At 62.3% G+C, this 20,878-nt stretch carries 17 protein-coding genes; all 17 read left to right on the top strand.

What is annotated here, in order from left to right; genetic code table 11:
• Positions 1–2: 2 nt before the first annotated feature.
• The 17 genes from V5738_RS10690 (at position 3) to truD (ending at position 20,877) form a co-directional block, all read left to right on the top strand.
• Positions 3–833 (top strand): phosphatidate cytidylyltransferase, encoded by an 831-nt coding sequence (locus V5738_RS10690; RefSeq protein WP_423820788.1) that lies wholly within the window; start codon positions 3–5, stop codon positions 831–833.
• 148 nt (positions 834–981) lie between these two features.
• A complete protein-coding gene (gene rseP / locus V5738_RS10685; protein WP_423820787.1) occupies positions 982–2,343 on the top strand; it encodes an RIP metalloprotease RseP in 1,362 nt (453 codons plus the stop codon).
• A gap of 12 nt (positions 2,344–2,355) precedes the next feature.
• Complete coding sequence (gene bamA, locus V5738_RS10680; protein ID WP_423820786.1) at positions 2,356–4,704, top strand: outer membrane protein assembly factor BamA; 2,349 nt, start codon at positions 2,356–2,358, stop codon at positions 4,702–4,704.
• Positions 4,705–4,716: 12 nt separating this feature from the next.
• Positions 4,717–5,277, top strand: a complete 561-nt coding sequence (locus V5738_RS10675) for an OmpH family outer membrane protein (RefSeq protein WP_423820785.1) — start codon at positions 4,717–4,719, stop codon at positions 5,275–5,277.
• Between the two features lie 12 nt (positions 5,278–5,289).
• Complete coding sequence (gene lpxD, locus V5738_RS10670; protein WP_423820784.1) at positions 5,290–6,345, top strand: UDP-3-O-(3-hydroxymyristoyl)glucosamine N-acyltransferase; 1,056 nt, start codon at positions 5,290–5,292, stop codon at positions 6,343–6,345.
• Entirely contained in the window at positions 6,338–6,796 is a 459-nt protein-coding gene (fabZ, locus tag V5738_RS10665; protein WP_423820783.1) for a 3-hydroxyacyl-ACP dehydratase FabZ, read from the top strand. Before lpxD ends, fabZ begins: the two co-directional genes overlap by 8 nt.
• Positions 6,796–7,569 (top strand): acyl-ACP--UDP-N-acetylglucosamine O-acyltransferase, encoded by a 774-nt coding sequence (gene lpxA / locus V5738_RS10660; RefSeq protein WP_423820782.1) that lies wholly within the window; start codon positions 6,796–6,798, stop codon positions 7,567–7,569. The genes fabZ and lpxA overlap by 1 nt, the downstream gene beginning before the upstream one ends.
• A 14-nt stretch (positions 7,570–7,583) precedes the next feature.
• Positions 7,584–8,762, top strand: a complete 1,179-nt coding sequence (gene lpxB, locus V5738_RS10655) for a lipid-A-disaccharide synthase (RefSeq protein WP_423820781.1) — start codon at positions 7,584–7,586, stop codon at positions 8,760–8,762.
• A gap of 8 nt (positions 8,763–8,770) precedes the next feature.
• On the top strand, positions 8,771–9,385 hold the full coding sequence (gene rnhB / locus V5738_RS10650; RefSeq protein WP_423820780.1) for a ribonuclease HII: 615 nt from the start codon (positions 8,771–8,773) through the stop codon (positions 9,383–9,385).
• A gap of 45 nt (positions 9,386–9,430) precedes the next feature.
• Complete coding sequence (gene dnaE, locus V5738_RS10645) at positions 9,431–12,925, top strand: DNA polymerase III subunit alpha (protein WP_423820779.1); 3,495 nt, start codon at positions 9,431–9,433, stop codon at positions 12,923–12,925.
• 24 nt (positions 12,926–12,949) lie between these two features.
• Entirely contained in the window at positions 12,950–13,921 is a 972-nt protein-coding gene (locus tag V5738_RS10640) for an acetyl-CoA carboxylase carboxyltransferase subunit alpha (protein ID WP_423820778.1), read from the top strand.
• Positions 13,918–15,234, top strand: a complete 1,317-nt coding sequence (gene tilS, locus V5738_RS10635; protein ID WP_423820777.1) for a tRNA lysidine(34) synthetase TilS — start codon at positions 13,918–13,920, stop codon at positions 15,232–15,234. The genes V5738_RS10640 and tilS overlap by 4 nt, the downstream gene beginning before the upstream one ends.
• Positions 15,235–15,524: 290 nt before the next feature.
• Entirely contained in the window at positions 15,525–17,168 is a 1,644-nt protein-coding gene (locus V5738_RS10630) for a CTP synthase (protein WP_423820776.1), read from the top strand.
• Positions 17,165–18,007 carry a 3-deoxy-8-phosphooctulonate synthase gene (kdsA, locus tag V5738_RS10625; RefSeq protein WP_423820775.1) on the top strand — a complete coding sequence of 281 codons (843 nt, stop codon included), beginning with the start codon at positions 17,165–17,167 and terminating at the stop codon, positions 18,005–18,007. Before V5738_RS10630 ends, kdsA begins: the two co-directional genes overlap by 4 nt.
• Before the next feature lie 76 nt (positions 18,008–18,083).
• Complete coding sequence (gene eno, locus V5738_RS10620) at positions 18,084–19,367, top strand: phosphopyruvate hydratase (protein ID WP_423820774.1); 1,284 nt, start codon at positions 18,084–18,086, stop codon at positions 19,365–19,367.
• A 69-nt stretch (positions 19,368–19,436) separates the two neighbouring features.
• The gene (locus V5738_RS10615; protein ID WP_423820773.1) at positions 19,437–19,766 is read left to right on the top strand and encodes a septum formation initiator family protein; all 330 of its coding nucleotides are present in this window, start codon (positions 19,437–19,439) and stop codon (positions 19,764–19,766) included.
• Between the two features lie 10 nt (positions 19,767–19,776).
• Positions 19,777–20,877: a tRNA pseudouridine(13) synthase TruD gene (gene truD, locus V5738_RS10610; RefSeq protein ID WP_423820772.1), complete on the top strand. Its 1,101-nt coding sequence runs from the start codon at positions 19,777–19,779 to the stop codon at positions 20,875–20,877.
• The last annotated feature ends 1 nt before the right edge of the window (position 20,878 follow it).

Genomic DNA, 20,878 nt, shown 5'->3' with positions numbered 1-20,878 from the left:
TCGTGCTGGCTACTCGGGTTCTGACTGCTGCGGTTGCCGTACCGCTGGTCATACTGGCGATTGTGTTCCTACCGACCACGGCGGTCGCCGGTTTGGTCGCCGTTCTGATGCTGTTCGGTGCCTGGGAATGGGGCACGCTGAATGCGCTCACGGATAGCGGTCGCATCCTGATGGTCGTGGCCACAGCGGCGGTTATGGCGCTCGTATTCGCGGTACGCGATACGAACGCTGCCATCTCGAGCGACAGTCTGATCTTCGCACTGGCGGCGCTGTTTTGGCTGGTTGCGATCGAGTTGGTGCGCCGGTTTCCGGCGTTATGGTCAGTAACGCTCGGTCGCCGCGGTTTCGCGCTAGCGGCGGGCGTCGTGGTGTTAACGGCGCCTGTACTGGCTGTGGCCTATATCCATCAGGCTGATCATGGGCCGTTTCTGGTTTTATTGCTCTGTGTGATGATCTGGGGCGCGGATACTGGTGCCTATGCGGCGGGGCGTACGCTCGGGCGGCGCAAGCTGGTGCCGCAGGTCAGCCCCGGAAAAACCGTCGAAGGGGCTGTAGGCGGTCTGCTCATGGCGATGGCCATAGGGGCACTCGGCGCGTTAGTTCTCGGCTTCGATGGCTGGCGTACACTCGCGATGACGATACTCGGTGGCTGGATCGCGGCGATTTCGGTCGTAGGGGATCTGACCATCAGCATGTTCAAGCGCTCGGTCGGTGTAAAAGACAGTGGTCGGCTGTTTCCGGGCCATGGCGGTGTGCTCGACCGGCTCGACAGTATGCTGGCGGCGGCGCCTTGGTTCGTCATCGGTTTGCATATCGTATTGATGGTCCATTGAGGACGCGTCGCGACAACGCTTCTCAGCGTCGGATAAGACAGCGATCGAGCCGCTCGCCCAGGAGTGAAATGCACGAATCCAACAGTCCGTTCTGGCAAAATTGGCCGCGAGATACGCGATCGGCCGGCCTGCGGATGAGGCGTTATTGATGGCGCAGTGGTTGATCTCGGCTGCGGCCTTCATTGTGGCCATCGGGGTGCTCGTCTCGATCCACGAATACGGCCACTACTGGTTCGCTCGCCGCCTGGGCGTGCGCGTGTTGCGCTATTCCATCGGTTTTGGCAGTAAGCTGCTCGGGTGGACCAGCCGCAAGACCGGTATCGAATATCAGTTGGCTGCGATCCCGCTCGGCGGCTACGTCAAAATGCTCGACGAGCGCGAAGGGCCGGTGGCTGAGGCGGACAAACCCAAGGCATTCAATCGTGTGCATCCCTGGCGCCGGATCGTGATCGTGGCCGCCGGCCCGGGGGTGAACATCGTATTCGCTATCCTGGCTTACTGGCTGGTTCTGATGCTCGGCGTATCCGGTATCAAGCCGGTGCTGGGTACGCCGGCAACCGACAGTCCGGCGGCGCGCGCCGGTATCCAAGCCCAGGACCATGTTGTGGCGTTGGCCGGCCAGCCGGTAGATGATTGGCAGGATCTGCGTTTGGCGTTGATCGACCGCGGCCTGGATCAGCGTCCGGTGCAGATGACCGTCAAAGGTGAAAACGGCGGGCAACGACAGCTCACCCTGGATCTGACCCATGCGCCCAGCGATCCCGAACGTTTGTTCGGTATGCTCGGGTTGACGCTGTATCAGCCGCCGGCCACACCCCTGATCGGCCAGGTCCAGTCGGGCTCGCCGGCAGCCGAGGCGGGTCTACAACGCGGCGACGCCGTGCTGTCGGTCGCCGGTCAGGCGATCGATTCGCCCCAGGCGTTGGTCGATGCGATTCGAGCCCACCCCGGTCAGCGGGTGCCGATTCGGATTCGGCGCGATGGTCAGACGCAGTCTGTCACGCCGAAGTTGGCACAGCGCAGCAACGATCGGGACCAACCGGTCGGACATCTCGGGGCCGCGATCACCATCGATCCGGCTGCCTGGAAGGACATGCAAACCGTACATCGGCTAGGGCCGGTCGCCGCGATCCCGGCGGCGGTACATAAAACCTGGGAACTATCGGTGCTGTCGGTGCGTCTGATCGGACGGATGATCGTCGGCCAGATCTCTTGGCATAACGTCGGTGGGCCGATCCAGATCGCCACCTATGCCGGCCAAAGCGCCCAGATCGGGGTGGTCGCTTTCATTAGCTTTCTGGCCTTCATCAGCATCAATCTTGCGCTGATAAACCTCTTGCCAATCCCGGTGTTAGACGGGGGGCATCTTCTGTATTATGCGATCGAATGGATTCGGGGGCGGCCTTTGTCGGAGGCCGTACAAGCTGCGGGCCAGCAGGCGGGCATGGTCGCTCTGCTCATGCTTATGGCCGTGGCGTTCTATAACGATATCCTGCGCTTGCTCGGGTAGCGGAGCTCAATTATGAATGGAGTGGTAAAGCGTGCGGCAGGCGCGCTGTTGGTGGTGTATGCGGCCGGAGCCTGGGCTCAGTCGTATGATTTCCAGATCGCCAATATCAAGGTCGAGGGCGTAAAACGGCTGGAACCGGGAACGGTTCTGACCTACCTACCGGTGTCAGTGGGTGACCGGATGAGCGAGATCCGGGCCCAGCAGTCGATTCGTGCGCTCTATGATTCTGGCCTGTTCGAGAATGTTGCGCTGGATCGCCAGGGCGATACGCTGGTGGTCAATGTGGCCGAGCGGCCAGAGATCGCCAGTTTCAAGATCGAAGGCAACAAAGCCATCGGTGGCGACAAGCTCAAGGATGCGCTCAAAAAGCAGGGGCTGGCCCAGGGCGAGCTGTACAAGCGCTCGCTGGTTGATTCGCTGCAGCAGGAACTGCAGCGCCAGTACTATGCCAACGGCTACTACAGCGTAAAGATTGATACCAATATCAAGAAGTTGGGTAACAATCGCGTGGCTATCGATATCAAGGTCCACGAAGGGCCGGTGGCCTCGATCAAGGATATCAATATCATCGGTAATCGAGAGTTTTCCGATGAACAGCTCAAAAGCGCATTCAAGCTCAAATCGCACCAGCCGTTCTATGCGCACCCGTTGTCGTTCTGGAAGCATCCCGATCGCTACTCGCGCGAGAAGTTGGTCGGCGACCTCGAATCGCTGAATTCTTACTATCAGAACCGCGGTTATCTGAAGTTCGACGTCACTTCGGTGCAGGTCTCGTTGTCGCCGGACAAGCGCAACGTATTTATCACCATCAACGTCGACGAAGGCTCGCAGTACAAGATCTCGGACTACAAGTTTGCCGGTGACATGATCGTGCCGGAAGCCACGCTCGAGCGTCTGGTTCAGGTCGACAAGGGCCAAGTGTTCTCGCGCAAGGAAGTGCAGGATTCGTCGGATGCGATCAGTTCCGGCTTGGCAGACTTCGGCTATGCCTTTGCCGATGTCCGGCCGTTGACCAAGATCGACGAAGATAACAAGACGGTCGATCTGACCTTCTTCGTCAATCCGGGCAAGCGGACTTACGTTCGCCAGATCGTGTTCAACGGCAACGCTAAGACCAACGATCAGACGCTGCGTCGTGAGATGCGTCAGTTCGAAGGTGCGCCTTATTCGCGGCGCGCGATCCAGCGCTCGCGTACCCGCCTGGCGCGGCTGACGTTCCTACAGGATGTACAGGTCGATACCAAGAAGGTGCCGGGTTCGGACGATCTGGTCGACATCAACTACGACGTCACCGAGCGGGCGGCCGGTCAGATCAACGCCGGGGTAGGCTATTCGGATTCCGAAGGCTTTCTGATCAACGGCGGGGTCAAGCACACCAACTTCCGCGGGACGGGCGACACCATTCAGGTCAACGCCTCGACCAACGAATACACCAAGAGCGTGTCGGGTAGTTTCACCGATCCGTACTTCACGGCCGAAGGGGTGTCGCGCACGATCTCGGCGTTCTATCGCAAAACTGATCAGTTGTATTCCAGTAGCTCGAGCTACGATATCAACTCGTTCGGCGCGGCGATGACATTCAATTTCCCGATTACCGAATACTCGACACTGCGGGCCGGCATCGGCGCCGAGCAAAACGAGATCCAGAACGTCTACGACAGTGATGGCGAGCTGGGCGTGTCTGATGAGGTCGCACGCTTCGTCCGCGAAAACGGTCGGACCGCCAACACCTACGAACTGCGCACCGGTTTCGATCGCGATACGCGTAATCGAACCTATTTCGCCACCCGCGGCAGCGATACGCAGCTGTTGTTCAATATCAAGGGCCCCGGCTCCGATCTGGAGTACTACAAGGCCAGCCTCGAGCACGAACGTTATTTCCGGGTCGGCTCCTGGATTCCGAAACTCTCGGACAAGGTGGTTCTGCAGGTTAACGGCAAGGTCGGCCAGACCGATACCTGGGGCGATGGCTCGGATGTGCCACCCTATGACAACTTCTTTGCTGGTGGCGCGCAGTCGGTGCGTGGTTTCGAAAGCGGTGGTCTCGGGCCGCAGGATTCCTACGATAATGCCTATGGTGGCCAGTTCCTGACCACGCTCCAGACCAATCTGGTGATCCCGACCTTCCTGAAGTCGGATAACAAGACGACTCGTCTGAGTGTGTTCTACGATATGGGTAACGCCTATCGGAACGTCGGCGATTTCGATGCGTCGGAGATGGGGCATTCCGCGGGCGTCGCATTTGACTGGTTCACCCCGTTCTTCGGCCTGCTGCGCGTCAGTTATGCGCCGTACGTCGATAAGGCGCGCGACGAAGACGAGGTCAATCGCTTCCAGTTCTCGTTTGGTGCCAATTTCTAGTCGAGCGATATCATGGGCATTGCTGCAGGCGTTTTGTATCGATTCCCGGCGGTACTTCTGGCGATGGCGCTGATCGCCGGTGTGGCCGGCGCCCAGCCGACGCGTACGCCGGATAAGATCGGCGTGGTGGATCTGGATCGGCTGGTGCGCGAGTCGCCGCAGGCCAACAAGGCCAAGCAGAACATGGCCCAGCGTTTTGCCAAGCGGAAAAACGCGCTGGAAAGAGCATCGGAAAGCCTGCAGTCCAAGATCGATCGCCTTAAGAACCAATCCGAACAAATGAGCGACAATGAGCGCAACGGGCTGGAGTCGGCGATCCGTGAGGATAAGCATCAACTTCAGCTGCGCCAGAGCCAGTACAATGACGACGTCTCGGATGCTGAGCAGAAAGAGTTGCATGCCATGCGTTCCGAGCTGCGCAAGGTCATCGACGACTATGCCGAGAAAAACGGCTACGACCTGATTCTCGGCGACTCGGTGCTCTATGCCAGTGATTCGGTCAATATCACCGACTCGATATTGCAGCGTCTTCAGCAGCGCAGCGATGACGGCAAGCCCGAACAAAACCAGTAACGGGAGCTTGCCGTGGCGAGCGAGGAAATACAGTCGAGCGGCTACAGCGCTGCAGCCCTGGCCGAGCGTTTTGGGCTGGCATTGGCCGGCGACGGTTCGGCACGGGTCAGCGGGGCCTGCGCGCTAACACCGGGACGCAAGGGGGGATTGGCCTTTGCCGATAACCCGCGCCGGAGTGCGTTGGTCGCCCAGTCCGCAGCGAGCATCATTGTACTGCCCTCAGAACTGGCCGAATTGGCGCCCTCGGCGGCGCTGATCGCTGAATCGCCCCGGCTGATGTTCGCCCGGATCGCGGCCCTGTTCGAGCGGCCGAGCCCGGTCTCGGGCATCGCTGCCAGCGCGGTGGTTGATCCGTCGGCTGTGATCGACCCCAGTGCCAGCATCGGTGCCCAGGCAGTGGTGGGAGCGCATTGCCATATTGGCTCGCATACGGTGGTGGGTGCCGGCACGGTGATCGGCGACGACGTCACGGTCGGTGAGCGGTGTGTGCTGGGTGCCCGGGTCAGCCTGCTACCGGGCAGTCGACTCGGTGCGCGGGTACGTATCGGTGCTGGTGCGGTGATCGGCGAGCGCGGCTTTGGCCTGGTGCCAGGCCCGGCCGGCCTCGAGGCTGTACCCCAGCTTGGCGGTGTCGTTATCGAAGACGATGTTGAGATCGGTGCCAATAGTACGATCGATCGCGGCGCCCTCGACGACACGCTGCTCCGAAGCGGGGTAAAGATCGATAACCAGGTCCACATCGCGCACAACTGTGTGATCGGCTCGCATACCGTGATTGCCGGCTGTACTGGTATCGCTGGATCCTGCGTGATTGGCGAGCGCTGCATGATCGGCGGCGGAGTCGGCATCGCCGATCACGTCACGATCGCCGACGGCGTGGTGGTTACCGCAGCCAGCCAGGTGCCCAAGAATATCGACAGTGAAGGGGTATACTCGTCGACTTTCCGTGCCATGCCGGCGCACAGCTGGAGAAAGCGACTGGCCTTGTTCCGGTCGCTCGATCGTATTGAAGCCCGGCTCAAGCGGGTCGAAACAACAAACGGGATTTCTGGAGACCCCCATGAATGAACAGGACGAAATCCGATCGATCATGAAAATGGTGCCGCACCGGTATCCTTTTCTACTGGTCGACCGGGTGATTGAATGCGAGCCGGGGCAGTCGATCACGGCGCTCAAGAACGTCACCGTCAACGAGCCGTTCTTTACCGGCCACTTCCCGGGTCACCCGGTCATGCCCGGGGTGCTGATCCTCGAGGCGTTGGCGCAGGCCGGTCTGATTCTCGGCATGCGAACGGTCGACGCCGAGGACGGTACGATCGTCTATTTCGCCGGTATCGACAAAGCGCGTTTTAAGCGTCAGGTGATTCCGGGCGATCAGTTGCTGCTCAAGCTCGAGATCGTATCGACCAAACGACGTCTGTGGCGTTTCGATGCCGAGGCCTGGGTCGGCGACGAGCTGGCCTGCCGGGCCCAGATGATGGCGATCCCGGGCAGCCCGGCCGACGCCGAGGCGGTCTGATGCCGGTTGATGCGTCTGCCCACGTCCATCCGGAAGCCCAGCTCGACGACGATGTCGATATCGGCCCGTTCACGGTCATCGGTCCGCATGTGCGCATCGGCTCCGGTTCGAAAATCGGTCCGCATGCGGTCGTCGAAGGCCATACCACGATTGGTCGCAACAACCGGGTATCGCAGTTCGTGTCGCTCGGCGCCGAACCGCAGCATCGCGGCTACAACGGCGAGCCGACCGAGCTGGTCATCGGCGACGGCAATACCTTCCGCGAATACTCGAGCGTGCATCGTGGCACGATGCTCGATGAGGGCGTGACCCGGATTGGCAACGACAATCTGTTGATGGCCTATACGCATATCGCCCACGACTGCGTGCTCGGCAGCAACATCACCATGGCCAACGGTGCCAGTCTGGCCGGACACGTACGCATCGACGATTACTGCATTCTGGCTGGCTTTGCGCTGGTCTATCAGTTTCGGCGTGTGGGCCGGGCCGCATTTCTAGCTTACTGCAGCGGCGTGGTTCAGGACGTGCCGGCCTTCGTACGTTCGGCAGGATCCCCGGCCGAACCGCATGGCATCAACTCGATCGGCATGCGGCGGCTGGGCTATGCCAACGACGAAATCGCCGCGGTCAAGAAAGCCTATCGCACGCTGTATCGCTCCAAGATGCGGTTGGCTGAGGCCAAGGATGTGATCCGCGAGCAGGCCGAAGCCAGCCCGGCGGTCGCCACACTGCTGGAGTCGCTGGACAACGCCCAGCGCGGCATCATCCGCTGAGCCTGCGGTCCGCGGTGGCCGAGAGGCATTCGAGCGAGGGCCCCGATCCGGTTTTCGTCATCGTCGCCGGGGAAGTCTCTGGCGATATATTGGCCGCGGGGCTGATCCGCCAGCTGCGACAGCATTATCCGCGGGCCCGGTTTGTCGGCGTGACCGGCCCGCGAATGCGAGCCGAGGGGTGTGAATCTTGGGGCGACATCGAACAGTTGTCACTGTTCGGTATCAGCGAAGTGGTGGGCCAGATACCGCGGCTGCTGCGGTTTCGTCAGCAGCTGTACAGCCGGGTTCGCAAGCTGCGGCCGGATGCCTTTATCGGTGTCGATGCGCCGGCCTTCAATACACGCTTGGAAGAACGGCTGCGCCGGGTTGGGGTGGCCACTGTCCACTACGTCTGCCCGACCGCCTGGGCCTGGCGGTCCAATCGGACCCGTCGTATCCGGCGAGCCGTAGACCTGATGCTGGCGATCTTTCCCTTCGAGCCGGCGTTTTTTGCTGGCTACGATATTCCGGTCACCTTCGTCGGGCATCCATTGGCCGACGAGCTGCCGTTGCATCCAGATCCGGCGAGTGCCCGACGCGCTTTGGGCTTGGACGAAAATGGACCCTGGGTCGGTCTATTGCCCGGTAGCCGCGGGGGCGAAGTCAGTCGGCTTGGCCCTCGGTTCTTGCACGCAGCACGCTGGCTGGCACAGCGCCAGCCAGGCGTGCGGTTCGTCGTGCCGCTAGCCAACGACCGGGTACGGGCCCGTTTCGAGGCCGATCTGGAGGCGGGTTTCGCCGACCTGGACGTGACCCTGGTCGACGGCCGCTCGCGCGAGGTCATGCGCGCAGTCGATGCGCTATTGGTCGCCTCGGGCACTGCGACCCTGGAGGCGTTGCTGGCCAAAACGCCCATGGTCGTGGCCTACGAGCTGTCGAGCAGCAATTACTGGCTTGCGCGCAGCTTGAATCTCATCAAAACTAAGTTCGTAAGCATGCCCAATCTGCTGGCTGGACGCCGTCTGGTACCGGAACTGCTACAGACCGATGCGCAAGTGCCGATGCTAGGTGCTTGGCTGTACCGGCTGTTGGCTTCAGAGCACGCCAGAAACGAACAGGTCGGGGCGTTCGAAACCATTCACGAGGGCCTGTCGCGGGGCGCCGATGCGCACGCTGCCGAGGCCGTGGTTCAACTGATCGAGTCGCGTCGATGAGCCGTCGGATGCGCCGAAAATTCGCCTGTCCGCTGGTCGCCGGAGTCGACGAGGTCGGACGTGGGCCGCTGGCCGGTCCGGTGGTCGCGGCTGCGGTCATCATGCCGGCGCGGCCGTTGCCCCAGGGCTTGACCGATTCGAAGGCGCTGACCGCCGAACAGCGTGAGCGCCTAGATGCGAAGGTGCGTGCCCGAGCGATTGCCTGGGCGATCGCTGAGGCTTCGGTTGCAGAAATCGATCAGCACAATATTCTCGGTGCGACAATGCTGGCTATGCAGCGTGCGGTGGCCGCGCTCGCGCTCCGGCCGTGCGCCGTCTGGGTCGACGGTAATCGGGCGCCGATGCTCGGCTTGCCGGTACGGACCGTGGTCGGTGGCGATGGCAGCGTGCCGGCGATCAGCGCGGCTTCGGTGATCGCCAAGGTGGCGCGGGATCGACAAATGGTCGAACTCGATGCGGCCTATCCGGGGTATGGCCTGGCCGCGCATAAAGGCTACGGCACACCGGCCCATCGCACGGCGCTGGCCGAGCTTGGCCCCACGCCGATCCATCGGCATAGCTTCGCCCCGGTCGCGCGGGCCGCCGCCGCGACCCAGACCAGCCTGGATTTAACGTTAGGATAGAGCGACGTCGCACCTCGCCGGCTCGCTCCAACTCGAGGATCTTCGATGACGACACCCTTCGTCCATCTGCGCGTTCATACCGAGTACTCGCTGTCCGATGGCATCGTGCGGATCAAGCCGTTGCTCAAACAGGTGGCCGAAGCCGGCATGCCGGCGGTCGGGGTAACCGACCACGTCAACCTGTTTGGCATGGTCAAGTTCTATAAGGCCGCGCTTGGCGCCGGCATCAAACCTTTGGTCGGGGTCGATCTGCAGGTCGACGAGGGCACAGCGCCGGCCTCGCGGCTGACCCTCATGGCCCAGCACCGCGAAGGCTATCGTAATCTCTGCGAGATCCTTACCTGGGCATACCTGCATGGCCAGACCGGCGGCCAGGTGTTGGCCAAGCGGGAATGGATCGCCGACAAATCCGATGGCCTGATCGCGATCTCCGGCGGCATGAGTGGCGACACCGGCCAGGCGCTGTTGGCCGGCAAACGTGAGCTGGCCGAACAGCATGCCCACTATTGGCAACAGATTTTTGGCGATCGCTATTATCTCGAGCTGACCCGCTGCGGTCGGGCCGGCGAAGCCGCCTGGCTGGCCGAGACGGTTGGGCTGGCGCTGTCCGCCGATATTCCGGTGGTCGCGACCAACGATGTCCGCTTCTCCTCGGCCGAGGATTTCGATGCCCACGAGGCGCGCGTGGCGATTCACGGTGGTCATACGCTGGCCGATCCGCGTCGGCCTCGAAATTACACCGCCGAGCAGTATCTGAAAACGCCGGAGGAAATGGCCGAGTTGTTTTCGGATCTGCCCGAGGCGCTTGAGAACTCGGTCGAGATCGCACGCCGCTGCAACCTGCAGCTGACGCTCGGCGAGAACGTGCTGCCGGACTTCCCGGTACCGGAAGAGCACGATACCGATTCGTTTCTTCGGGCCGAATCGGAGGTCGGTCTCAACGAGCGCCTGGAAGCGTTGTATCCGGACGCCGACCTGCGCGAGGCTAAGCGCACTGAATACGACAGCCGGCTCACCCACGAGCTGGACGTCATCAAGACCATGGGCTTCCCCGGCTACTTTCTGATCGTGGCCGACTTTATCCGCTGGGCGCGTGAAAATGGCGTGCCGGTGGGCCCGGGCCGTGGTTCGGGTGCGGGCTCGCTGGTGGCCTATGCCCTCGGCATCACCGACTTGGACCCGCTGGCCTACGATCTGCTGTTCGAGCGCTTTCTGAACCCCGAGCGCGTATCCATGCCCGACTTCGACGTCGACTTCTGCATGGACGGCCGCGACCGGGTGATTGAGTACGTGGCCGATGCCTACGGCCATGAAAAGGTTAGCCAGATCATCACCTACGGCACCATGGCGGCCAAGGCGGTGGTACGCGACGTCGGCCGCGTGCTGAGCCATCCCTATGGCTTTGTCGATCGCATCGCCAAGCAAGTGCCGTTCGCCCCGGACATGACGCTCACGCGCGCCCTGGAGGAATCCGAAGAGCTGCGAACGTCGCGCGAGGACGAAGAAGTTGGCTATCTGCTGGATCTGGCGTTATCGCTGGAAGGTGTGTCGCGCAACGCCGGCAAGCACGCCGGCGGGGTGGTGATTGCGCCGTCGAACTTGATCGACTTCACGCCGCTGTACTGCGAGCCGGGCGGGACTAACCGGGTCACCCAGTTCGACAAGGACGACGTCGAGGCGGTCGGCCTAGTCAAGTTCGACTTTCTCGGCCTGCGTACGCTCACGATTATCGACAACGCGGTCCAGGTCGCCAATGCGCGCCTGGAACAGGCCGGCAAGGAGCCGATCGACGTCCGGCACATCCCGATGAACGACAAGGCCTCGTTCGATCTGCTCAAAAAAGGCGATACCACCGCGGTCTTCCAGCTGGAATCCTCCGGCATGCGGCGCCTGATTAAGCGCCTGCAGCCGGCCGAGTTCGAGGACATCATCGCGCTGGTGGCCCTGTACCGGCCCGGGCCGCTGGAATCGGGCATGGTCGAAGATTTCATCGACCGTAAGCATGGTCGGGCCAAGGTGGTGTATCCGCACCCCTCACTGTCCGAAGTGCTGGAGCCGACCTACGGCGTGATCCTGTATCAAGAGCAGGTGATGCAGATCGCTCAGGTACTGGCCGGCTACAGCCTCGGCAACGCCGACTTGCTACGCCGCGCCATGGGCAAGAAAAAGCCCGAGGAGATGGCCAAACAGCGCGACGGCTTCGTCGCCGGCGCGATCGAAAACGGAATCGAAGGCGATACCGCGGCCTATATCTTCGATCTGGTCGAGAAATTTGCCGGCTACGGCTTCAACAAGTCGCACTCGGCAGCCTATGCGCTGGTTTCCTATCAGACCGCCTGGCTGAAAGCGCACTATCCGGCCGATTTCATGTCGGCGGTGCTGTCGGCGGATATGGATCACACCGACAAGGTCGTGATCATGATCGACGAGTGCCACCGGCTCGACATCGAGGTGGCCCCGCCCAACGTCAATGCGTCGGAATACAATTTCTCGGTAGTCGACGATGCGACCATTCGCTACGGTCTCGGCGCGATCAAGGGCCTGGGCAAGGGCGCGATCGATGCCGTAATCGCCGAGCGCCGCGAAGGCGGCACCTTCGCCAGCCTGTACGATTTCTGCCGCCGGGTGGATACCTCCAAGATCAACCGTCGTGCGATCGAGGCCTTGATCAACGCCGGCGCCCTGGACGACCTCGGCCCGAACCGGGCCAGCCTCATGCACGGCGTCACACGTGCACTGGCGGCGGCCGATCAGGATCGTACCGCTTCGTCGGTCGGCCAGAACGATATGTTCGGTCTGGCCGAGACACCGGATACCGCCGGCCCGCCGTTGGAAGAACTCGCGGAATGGCCCGAGGACGAACGCCTGCGCGCCGAGCGCGACACCCTCGGTCTGTATCTGACCGGCCACCCCATCAAGGCTTGGGAGGATGAGCTCGAGAACATGACCGACGGCAAGATCGCCGATCAGGTCGCAGCCATGCCGCGTCCGGAAGAGGGCGGCAACAGTCGACGTAGCCCGCGCAAGAACGCGATCGTCGCCGGGTTGGTGGTCGAGGTGAAGCGCATGAAAAAGGGCAAGCGCATCATCGTAGTGCTGGACGATGGCTCGGCGCGCATCGAATGCCCGCTGTTCGAGGACAAGGCCGCTGAATACGGCCATCTGTTGGCGGCCGACAAGCTGGTGATCGTGGACGGCAGCCTACAGTACGATGATTTTTCGGATGGCTTTCGCCTGAACGCCAATTCGGTGATGGATATCGAGGGCGCGCGTCAGGCCTATGCCAGCCGTATTCTGCTGCAGCTGCAGTCCGAAGCGGCGCTGGATGTCGATGCGCTGGCGGGCTGTGTCGATCGCTACAGAGCCGATGCCGGCTGCGATGTGGTGCTGCGCTATGCGAACGCTGAAGCCCGCGCCGTGCTCACCCTGGGCGACACCCGGCTGCGTCTGTGCAACGATTTGCTGACCGATCTGCAGACCCTGGTGGGTGCGGATAAGGTGCAAGTGCGTTATCGTCGCGCTCAGAGCAACGTCAACTGACCCGACAACGGCAATAAGACACCGATGGCGCAGAAAAACCTCGACTACCTGGACTTCGAACAGCCGATCGCCGAACTGCAGGAGAAGATCGAGGAGCTGCGTTATGTCGCCGACGGCAGCGAAGTCAATCTCTCCGAAGAGATTCAGCGCCTCGAAGACAAGCGCAAAAGCCTGACCGAACAGATTTTTTCCAAGCTGTCGACCTGGCAGGTCGCACAGATGGCCCGCCATCCGCTGCGGCCCTATACCCAGGACTACATCGACGGCATGTTCACCGATTTCGTCGAGCTGCACGGCGACCGTGCCTATGCTGACGATCCGGCGATCATCGGCGGAACTGCGCGTCTGGGTGGTCAGTCGGTGATGGTGATCGGCCACCAAAAAGGCCGTGATACCAAGGAAAAGATCTATCGCAACTTCGGCATGCCGCGCCCCGAGGGGTATCGCAAGGCACTGCGACTGATGAAGACCGCCGAGCGGTTCAAGATGCCGGTGCTGACTTTTATCGATACGCCCGGCGCCTATCCCGGCATCGGTGCCGAAGAGCGCAACCAGTCCGAGGCGATCGCCCGCAATCTGTTCGAGATGGCCAAGCTGCGGGTGCCGGTGATCTGCACTGTGGTCGGCGAGGGCGGCTCCGGTGGTGCGCTGGCGATCGGGGTCGGGGATCAGTTGATGATGATGCAATACAGCATCTACTCGGTGATCTCACCGGAAGGCTGTGCGTCGATTCTCTGGAAGTCGGCCGACAAGGCTGAAGATGCGGCCGAGGCCATGCGTGTGTCGTCGGTCGATCTCAAGCGGCTCGAGTTGGTCGACGAAGTCATCGACGAGCCGTTGGGCGGGGCGCATCGTGATCCCGAAGCGTTGATGGCGCATCTCAAAGATCGGCTGCTGGCGCATATGACACGCCTACAGCATATGGATACCGACCAACTGCTCGAGGCCCGCTACAACCGCTGGATGGCCTTCGGCGACTTTAAGTCCACCGGGTGAACGACCCGGCTCGGGCGCTCGCCGTCCTGCCGGAAGACACCCGCGGCCTAGTGGTCGCTTTCAGCGGCGGCCACGATTCTAGCGCGCTATTGCAGGCTCTGGCCGAGGCAGCACATCCGGTGCCGCTGCGGGCCGTTCATGTCTGTCATCAGATTGAGACCGAGGCCGACTCCTGGGCTGCACACTGTGAGCGTGTTTGCGCTGCTCGCGGTATCCAGCTGCGACGTATCGACGTTGAGGTCGATACTCGGGGCAAAGGCCTGGAAGCCGCGGCTCGCGTGGCGCGTTATCGGGCGCTGGCTGAGCAGATCGAGGCCGGCGAAGTGTTGGTTTGTGCACACCATGCCGAAGATCAGGCCGAGACCTTTCTGCTCCAGGCCCTGCGTGGCTCGGGCGTAGCGGGTTTGGCTGGGATGCCGAGTCTGAGCCCGTGCGGCGCGGGGCGGTTGTGGCGGCCGTGGCTGAAGATCGAGCGTGCGGCGATCACCCGCTTGGCCCGGGCGCGCGGCCTCGACTGGATCGAAGACGCTACCAATCTCGATCCGCGCCGGGCGCGCGGCTTTGTTCGCGAACACGTGTGGCCCGCACTCAGCCAGGGCTGGCCGGCGGCGGCCCAAACACTATCGCGAAGCGCTGCCTGGGCCGCGGATGCCGCGGCCGCAGTCGATACGCTGGCCGGTATCGATCTGCATCGCGTCCGCGCTGTCGACGACTCGCTGCGACTCGCCGAACTGGCCGTACTGACCGAGGCCCGGGCAGCCGAAGTGCTGCGCCGCTGGCTACGCGAAGGCGGCCACGACGTGCCCGATCATCGCCATATCGAACAGATACGCCGGATCAGCCAGGCGCGCGAGCATTCGGGGCCACGGGTAGGGTTCGTCGATACCGAGGTCCGGCGTTTCGATGCGCGCCTGTTCGCCATGTCGCGGCTGGCTGTGCCGCCCATGCCCGGGCAAACCCTGGCCTGGTCGGCCCCAGATGGCTTGTCACTGCCGAGTGGCTGTGGCCGGCTGCGGCTGGCCGGGCGCGCGCCGGCCGACTGGCCGAACGACCTTACGGTGTGTTTTCGCGCCGGTGGCGAGAAGCTGGCGCGAGCCAACGGTAGTCGCCAGGCATTGGCCGAGTGGCTGCGGGCGGCCCGGGTGCCGCCATGGGTGCGTGAGCGTTTGCCGCTGATCTATGCTGGCCGCGTATTAATCGCGATTCCCGGGCTCTGGGGCCATCCGGCTCTGGCCGACTGGTTCCGGGGCGAGCGACCGGATTTCATCTGGGAACACGGCTTGGTCGGGGCGCCGATCGGCGCTATGGAGTGAGCGAAGCGCATTCGCACAGCGTCTGCCAACCAGTTGAGGTGAAAGGTGTGGACGACAGCGGTGCGGTTTCAGGCAGGCAGCGATCGGGCCACGCGCAGGTGTGCCGGCCAGTCAACGGCCGCTGGGTCGACGTCGGCCTGGGCTGAACTGCGCAAAAACAGCCGATCGCACACACGCGAGGGTGCCTGCAGCCGCATGAAAACTGTTTGGCAACGGCTGCGCGTTGTTCAGGGGGCGGCTTTCGGCTAGCATGCGCGGCTAAGCACCTCCCTCGACCCTACTGAGCGCGCATGGCTGGGCACGCGACTGGCACTCGTTATCTATTCGTTACCGGCGGGGTCGTGTCCTCGCTTGGCAAGGGCATTGCGGCCGCCTCGCTGGGCGCACTGCTTGAAGCCCGCGGTCTGACTGTTTCGGTGATCAAGCTCGATCCCTATCTGAACGTCGACGCCGGCACTATGAGCCCGTTCCAGCACGGCGAGGTCTATGTGACCCGCGATGGTGCCGAAACGGATCTGGATCTGGGTCACTATGAGCGTTTTCTGAAAACGCGGACCTCGCGGTTGTCGAACTTCACGACTGGCCAGATCTATAACAACGTCATCAACAAGGAACGGCGCGGCGATTATCTCGGCGGCACGGTGCAGGTCATCCCGCACATCACCGACGAGATCAAGCGCTGTATTCTGGAAGGCGGTGAAGGCGCGGATATCTGCCTCGTCGAGATCGGCGGTACGGTCGGCGATATCGAATCGCTGCCGTTCCTCGAGGCTATTCGTCAGTTCGGAGTCGAGCTGGGCCACGACCGCGTGATGTTCATGCATCTGACGCTGGTGCCGTATATCCCGTCTTCTGGCGAGCTCAAGACCAAGCCGACCCAGCATTCGGTCAAAGAGCTACGCTCGATCGGCATTCAACCGGACATTCTGGTGTGTCGTACCGACCGGCAGCTGCCGGAGAACGAGCGCCGCAAAATCGGTCTATTCACGAACGTACCGGACCGGGCCGTGATCGCCGCGGTAGACGTAGACGATATCTACAAGATGCCGAGTCTGCTGCAGAGCCAGCACCTCGACGATCTGGTGATTGGCCATTTCGGTATCGAAGCGCCACATGCCGATCTGTCCAACTGGGCGGCCCTGGTCGATGCCCGGACCACCCAGGATGTGTCGGTGCGGGTGGCCATGGTGGGCAAGTATGTCGATCTGGCGGACGCTTACAAGTCGGTTAACGAAGCGCTGTCCCATGCCGGACTGCATACGGCGACCCGGGTAGAAATCGACTATGTCGACTCGGAAACCGTCGAGCGTGACCCCGAGGCCGCGCTATCGGGCTGTGACGCCGTGCTGGTCCCGGGCGGCTTTGGCGAGCGCGGTATCGAAGGCAAGATTGCCGCATCGCGCTATGCGCGCACTCACGGCGTGCCGTATCTGGGCATCTGCCTCGGCATGCAGGTCGCCTGCATCGATTTCGCCCGCGACGTGGCTGGCCTGGAAGGGGCCCATAGCACCGAATTCAACCCGGCTCCGGCGCATCCGGTGATCGCTTTGGTCACGGAGTGGACGGATGCCGGTGGCGATCGCCAGACCCGCGACGCCAACGTCGACCTAGGGGGCACCATGCGCCTGGGCGAGCAGCGTTGTCGCCTGGTGGCTGATACGCTAGCGCACCGCTGCTACGGTGCCGACGAAATCTTCGAGCGGCATCGGCATCGCTACGAATTCAACAACCATTATCGTGATCGACTGGCCGATAGTGGGCTGGTGTTTTCCGGCTTTTCGGTCGAGGACGATCTGGTGGAAATTGTCGAACTGCCCGACCATCCATGGTTCCTGGGTTGCCAGTTCCATCCCGAATTTACGTCGACGCCGCGCTCTGGCCATCCGTTGTTCATGGGCTTCATCGCGGCCGCCCGCAGTCGGTGTCTGAAATGAATCTAGGTGAATTCACGGTTGGGGGCGATGCGCCGCTGTTTCTGATCGCCGGGCCCGATAGCCTGGAATCGCAACAGCTGTCGATCGATATCGCCGGCCACGTCGCCGAAATCTGTGCCGATCTTGGTATCGGCTATGTGTTCAAGGGGTCTTTCGATAAGGCTAACCGTAGTTCGCATACCAGCTATCGTGGCCCGGGTATGGATGCCGGCCTGGAAACGCTGGCCGCGGTCAAACGCGAGATCGGCGTGCCGGTGACCACTGATGTGCATGTCGAGGCCCAGGTCGAGCCGGTATCGGTCGTGGCCGATATGCTGCAGACCCCGGCGTTTCTCTGCCGCCAGACCGATTTCATTCAGACGGTCGCGGCTTCGGGCAAGCCAGTCAATATTAAGAAGGGCCAGTTCCTGTCGCCGGCCGAGATGAACGGCGTAGTCGCCAAGGCGCGCGAAGTCGGCGGTGAGGATATTTTGGTCTGCGAGCGCGGTTTTGCCTTTGGCTACAATAATCTCGTGGTCGATATGCGAGGTCTGGCCATGATGCGGGATACCGGCTGCCCGGTCGTGTTCGACGCGACCCATTCGGTACAGCTGCCCGGCGGGCTGGGCAGCGCTTCGGGCGGCGCGCGCGAACATATCCCGGTGTTGGCGCGGGCTGCGGCTGGTGCCGGCGTATCTGGGTTGTTCATGGAAACCCATCCGGATCCTGACAACGCGCTCTGCGATGGCCCGAATTCGTTGCCGTTGACGCATATGCGTGAACTGCTCGAAACGCTGGTCGAGTTGGACGGCGTGGTCAAACGTGCCGGCATCATGACAGAACGCGCTCCGAACGGTTAATCTTGGGGCCGCCGCCGGCCGATTCGATCGCGCGGCAGGCCGATTGAACTTACATCAACGCGATATCCAAAAGCTTATGTCGAAGATTTCCAGTACCCGCGGCTATCAGGTGATTGACTCGCGCGGTAATCCGACGGTGGCGGTCCAGATCGAGCTGGATTCCGGTGCGACCGGGCTGGCGATGGTGCCATCGGGCGCTTCGACCGGCAGCCTGGAAGCCGTCGAGCTGCGCGACAACGACAAATCCCGCTTTCTCGGCAAGGGCGTGACCCGCGCCGTGGCCAACGTCAACGGCGAGATCGCCAAGAAGATCAAGGGCTACGACGCCACCGATCAAGCTGGCCTCGACAAGATGCTGATCGAACTCGACGGCACCGATAATAAGGGTCGTCTGGGCGCCAATGCGTTGTTGGGCGTATCGTTGGCGGCTGCGCATGCTGCGGCCAACGAAGCTGGCCAGGGCCTGTATGCTTTTCTCGGCCACGACGAAGCCACCCAGCTGCCGGTACCGATGATGAATGTCATCAACGGCGGCGAGCATGCCTCGAACAACGTCGATATCCAGGAATTCATGATCGTGCCGGCCGGGCTGCCGAGTTTCTCGGAAGCCCTGCGCTGCGGTGCCGAAGTCTTCCAGCACCTTAAGAAGCTACTGGGCGAGCGCGGCATGTCGACCGCAGTCGGCGACGAGGGTGGTTTCGCTCCGGATCTGCCGTCGAACGAGGCAGCGTTGTCGACCCTGGTCGAAGCCATTGAACGGGCCGGCTACAAGCCGGGCGAGGATGTCTTCCTCGGCATCGACGCAGCCAGCACCGAGTTCTACGAAGACGGAACCTATAAGCTGGACGGCGAAGGTAAGAACTACGACGCCAAGGGCTTTGTGGACTATCTCGCCAAGCTGGTCGACCAGTACCCGATCATCACCATCGAAGATGGGATGGCCGAGGACGACTGGGACGGCTGGGCGCTGCTGACCGAACGTCTGGGCGACAAGATCCAGCTGGTCGGCGACGATCTGTTCGTCACCAACACCCGGATTCTGCAGAAGGGCATCGAGCAGGGCATTGCCAACTCGATCCTGATCAAGCCCAACCAGATCGGCACGCTCACCGAGACCCTGCGCGCGATCGACGTGGCCACCCGCGCCGATTATTCGGCGGTGGTGTCGCATCGCTCTGGTGAGACCGAGGACTCGACCATTGCTGACTTGGCCGTGGCGACTGCCGCGACCCAGATCAAGACCGGTTCGCTGTCGCGCTCCGATCGCATCGCCAAGTACAACCGGCTGCTGATGATCGAAGCCGAGCTGGGCAGCCGGGCGGTCTATCCCGGCAAGAAAGCCTTCAACTTCGAGCTGTAACTCTTGCTTGACCGGGTTATCAACCGGTCGTCGGCTGGACAGTCGACGGCAACGCGCTACAATCCGAAAATGTATCGCGTTGCCGTCGTCGCCCTGCTCGTCGTTTTCGCTGGTCTGCAGTATCGGCTGTGGATCGGTGAGGGCAGTTTTGCGCAGGTGCATCATCTGCAGAGCATGCGCGACGAACTCCAGAAGACGAACGCTCAGGCGGAAAAACGCAACGATGCCATGCAGGCCCAGATCGAGGATCTGAAATCCGGCGTCGGAGCTACCGAAGGCCGGGCCCGGGTTGAAATGGGTATGGTCAAGCCGGGCGAGACCTTCTTTCTAACTGTTCCCGAAAACCAGGCCGCGGAGCAGACGCCGGCGCCGAGCGCGGCTTCGGGTAGCCAGGGCTGAGTTCTCCAACATGACGTTTCTTGACGGCGATCGAGTCGATGTCGCCGGTTTTGCCTATGCCCGTGGTCAAGCGCCGCGAGCGCATGGTCAGCTCCGAGTCGAACCGGCCGACTTCGTCGTCGAAGAGGATTGCCCGGTGGTATTCGATGAGGCCGGCGAGCATGTCTGGCTATGGATCGAAAAGACCGGCTTGACCACACCGCACCTAGTCGAGCGTCTGTCCGCGGCGACCGGTGTGCATCCGCGCTATATCGGCTATAGCGGTCTCAAGGACCGGCATGCCGTGACACGGCAGTGGTTTTCCTTGGCCTGGCCGATTAAAAGCGAACTGCCGGCCTGGCCGGAGGAAGCCGACTGGCGCATACTCGCGGTGCATCGCCATGGGCGCAAACTCAAGCGCGGAACGCACCGGGCCAATAGCTTCGTGATTCGAGTACGCGGGGTTCGTGACCTTGATCGCGAACAACTGACCCACGACGCGGCCCGCGCCCGCCAGTCTGGTGTGCCGAACTATTTCGGTCCCCAGCGGTTTGGCCATGGCGGGCGTAATCTGGAACTGGCACGAGCCTTGTTTGCTGGCAAGCGGCTGTCGCGCAACCGACGCGGTTTCGCACTCTCGGCCGCGCGTTCGCTGGTGTTCAATGCCGTGCTCGATGCCCGAATCGCTGCTGATCGCTGGCCTGAGCCCATGGCCGGGGACGTGTTCATGCTGGCCGGCTCGCAAAGTGTGTTCGCGGCCTCGACCAGTGCCGAGAGCGCCGCGTCGCTGGCAGAGCGCGTTGCCGCCCAGGATATCCATCCGACTGGCCCCATGGCCGGGCGTCTCGGCTCAAACGCGGTCGTGCCGGATCGCGAGGCCGGGGCCTTGGAGCAGCGCGTGCTGGCCGAATATCCCGATCTGACCCAGGGGCTGGAAGCCGCTCGGGTCGATGCCGAACGCCGCGCCTTGCGTTTGGCCGTGCCCGATCTGGAGCTGTCGTTCGAACAGGACGACGTGCTATTGCGCTTCAGCCTGCCGAGCGGGGCGTTTGCCACCAGTGTGCTGCGCGAACTGATTGCGGTCGAGGATGCGTCGCAGACAGTCGAGCCCGCGGAAGGCGATCGGGGCTGAT

It is taken from the genome of Salinisphaera sp. SPP-AMP-43 (assembly GCF_049568105.1).
Lineage (GTDB): Bacteria > Pseudomonadota > Gammaproteobacteria > Nevskiales > Salinisphaeraceae > Salinisphaera.
Note: the sequence above shows the minus strand (reverse complement) of the source record. Positions and strands in the feature narration are given on the sequence as shown.

Excerpts from the sequence above, each read along its gene's own strand:
- kdsA (WP_423820775.1), top strand. The coding sequence starts at position 17,165 with ATGAATCTAGGTGAATTCACGGTTGGGGGCGATGCGCCGCTGTTTCTG.
- V5738_RS10615 (WP_423820773.1), top strand. The coding sequence starts at position 19,437 with ATGTATCGCGTTGCCGTCGTCGCCCTGCTCGTCGTTTTCGCTGGTCTG.
- V5738_RS10630 (WP_423820776.1), top strand. The coding sequence starts at position 15,525 with ATGGCTGGGCACGCGACTGGCACTCGTTATCTATTCGTTACCGGCGGG.
- V5738_RS10640 (WP_423820778.1), top strand. The coding sequence starts at position 12,950 with ATGGCGCAGAAAAACCTCGACTACCTGGACTTCGAACAGCCGATCGCC.
- rnhB (WP_423820780.1), top strand. The coding sequence starts at position 8,771 with ATGCGCCGAAAATTCGCCTGTCCGCTGGTCGCCGGAGTCGACGAGGTC.
- dnaE (WP_423820779.1), top strand. The coding sequence starts at position 9,431 with ATGACGACACCCTTCGTCCATCTGCGCGTTCATACCGAGTACTCGCTG.
- V5738_RS10675 (WP_423820785.1), top strand. The coding sequence starts at position 4,717 with ATGGGCATTGCTGCAGGCGTTTTGTATCGATTCCCGGCGGTACTTCTG.
- eno (WP_423820774.1), top strand. The coding sequence starts at position 18,084 with ATGTCGAAGATTTCCAGTACCCGCGGCTATCAGGTGATTGACTCGCGC.
- truD (WP_423820772.1), top strand. The coding sequence starts at position 19,777 with ATGACGTTTCTTGACGGCGATCGAGTCGATGTCGCCGGTTTTGCCTAT.
- lpxA (WP_423820782.1), top strand. The coding sequence starts at position 6,796 with ATGCCGGTTGATGCGTCTGCCCACGTCCATCCGGAAGCCCAGCTCGAC.
- fabZ (WP_423820783.1), top strand. The coding sequence starts at position 6,338 with ATGAATGAACAGGACGAAATCCGATCGATCATGAAAATGGTGCCGCAC.
- bamA (WP_423820786.1), top strand. The coding sequence starts at position 2,356 with ATGAATGGAGTGGTAAAGCGTGCGGCAGGCGCGCTGTTGGTGGTGTAT.
- rseP (WP_423820787.1), top strand. The coding sequence starts at position 982 with ATGGCGCAGTGGTTGATCTCGGCTGCGGCCTTCATTGTGGCCATCGGG.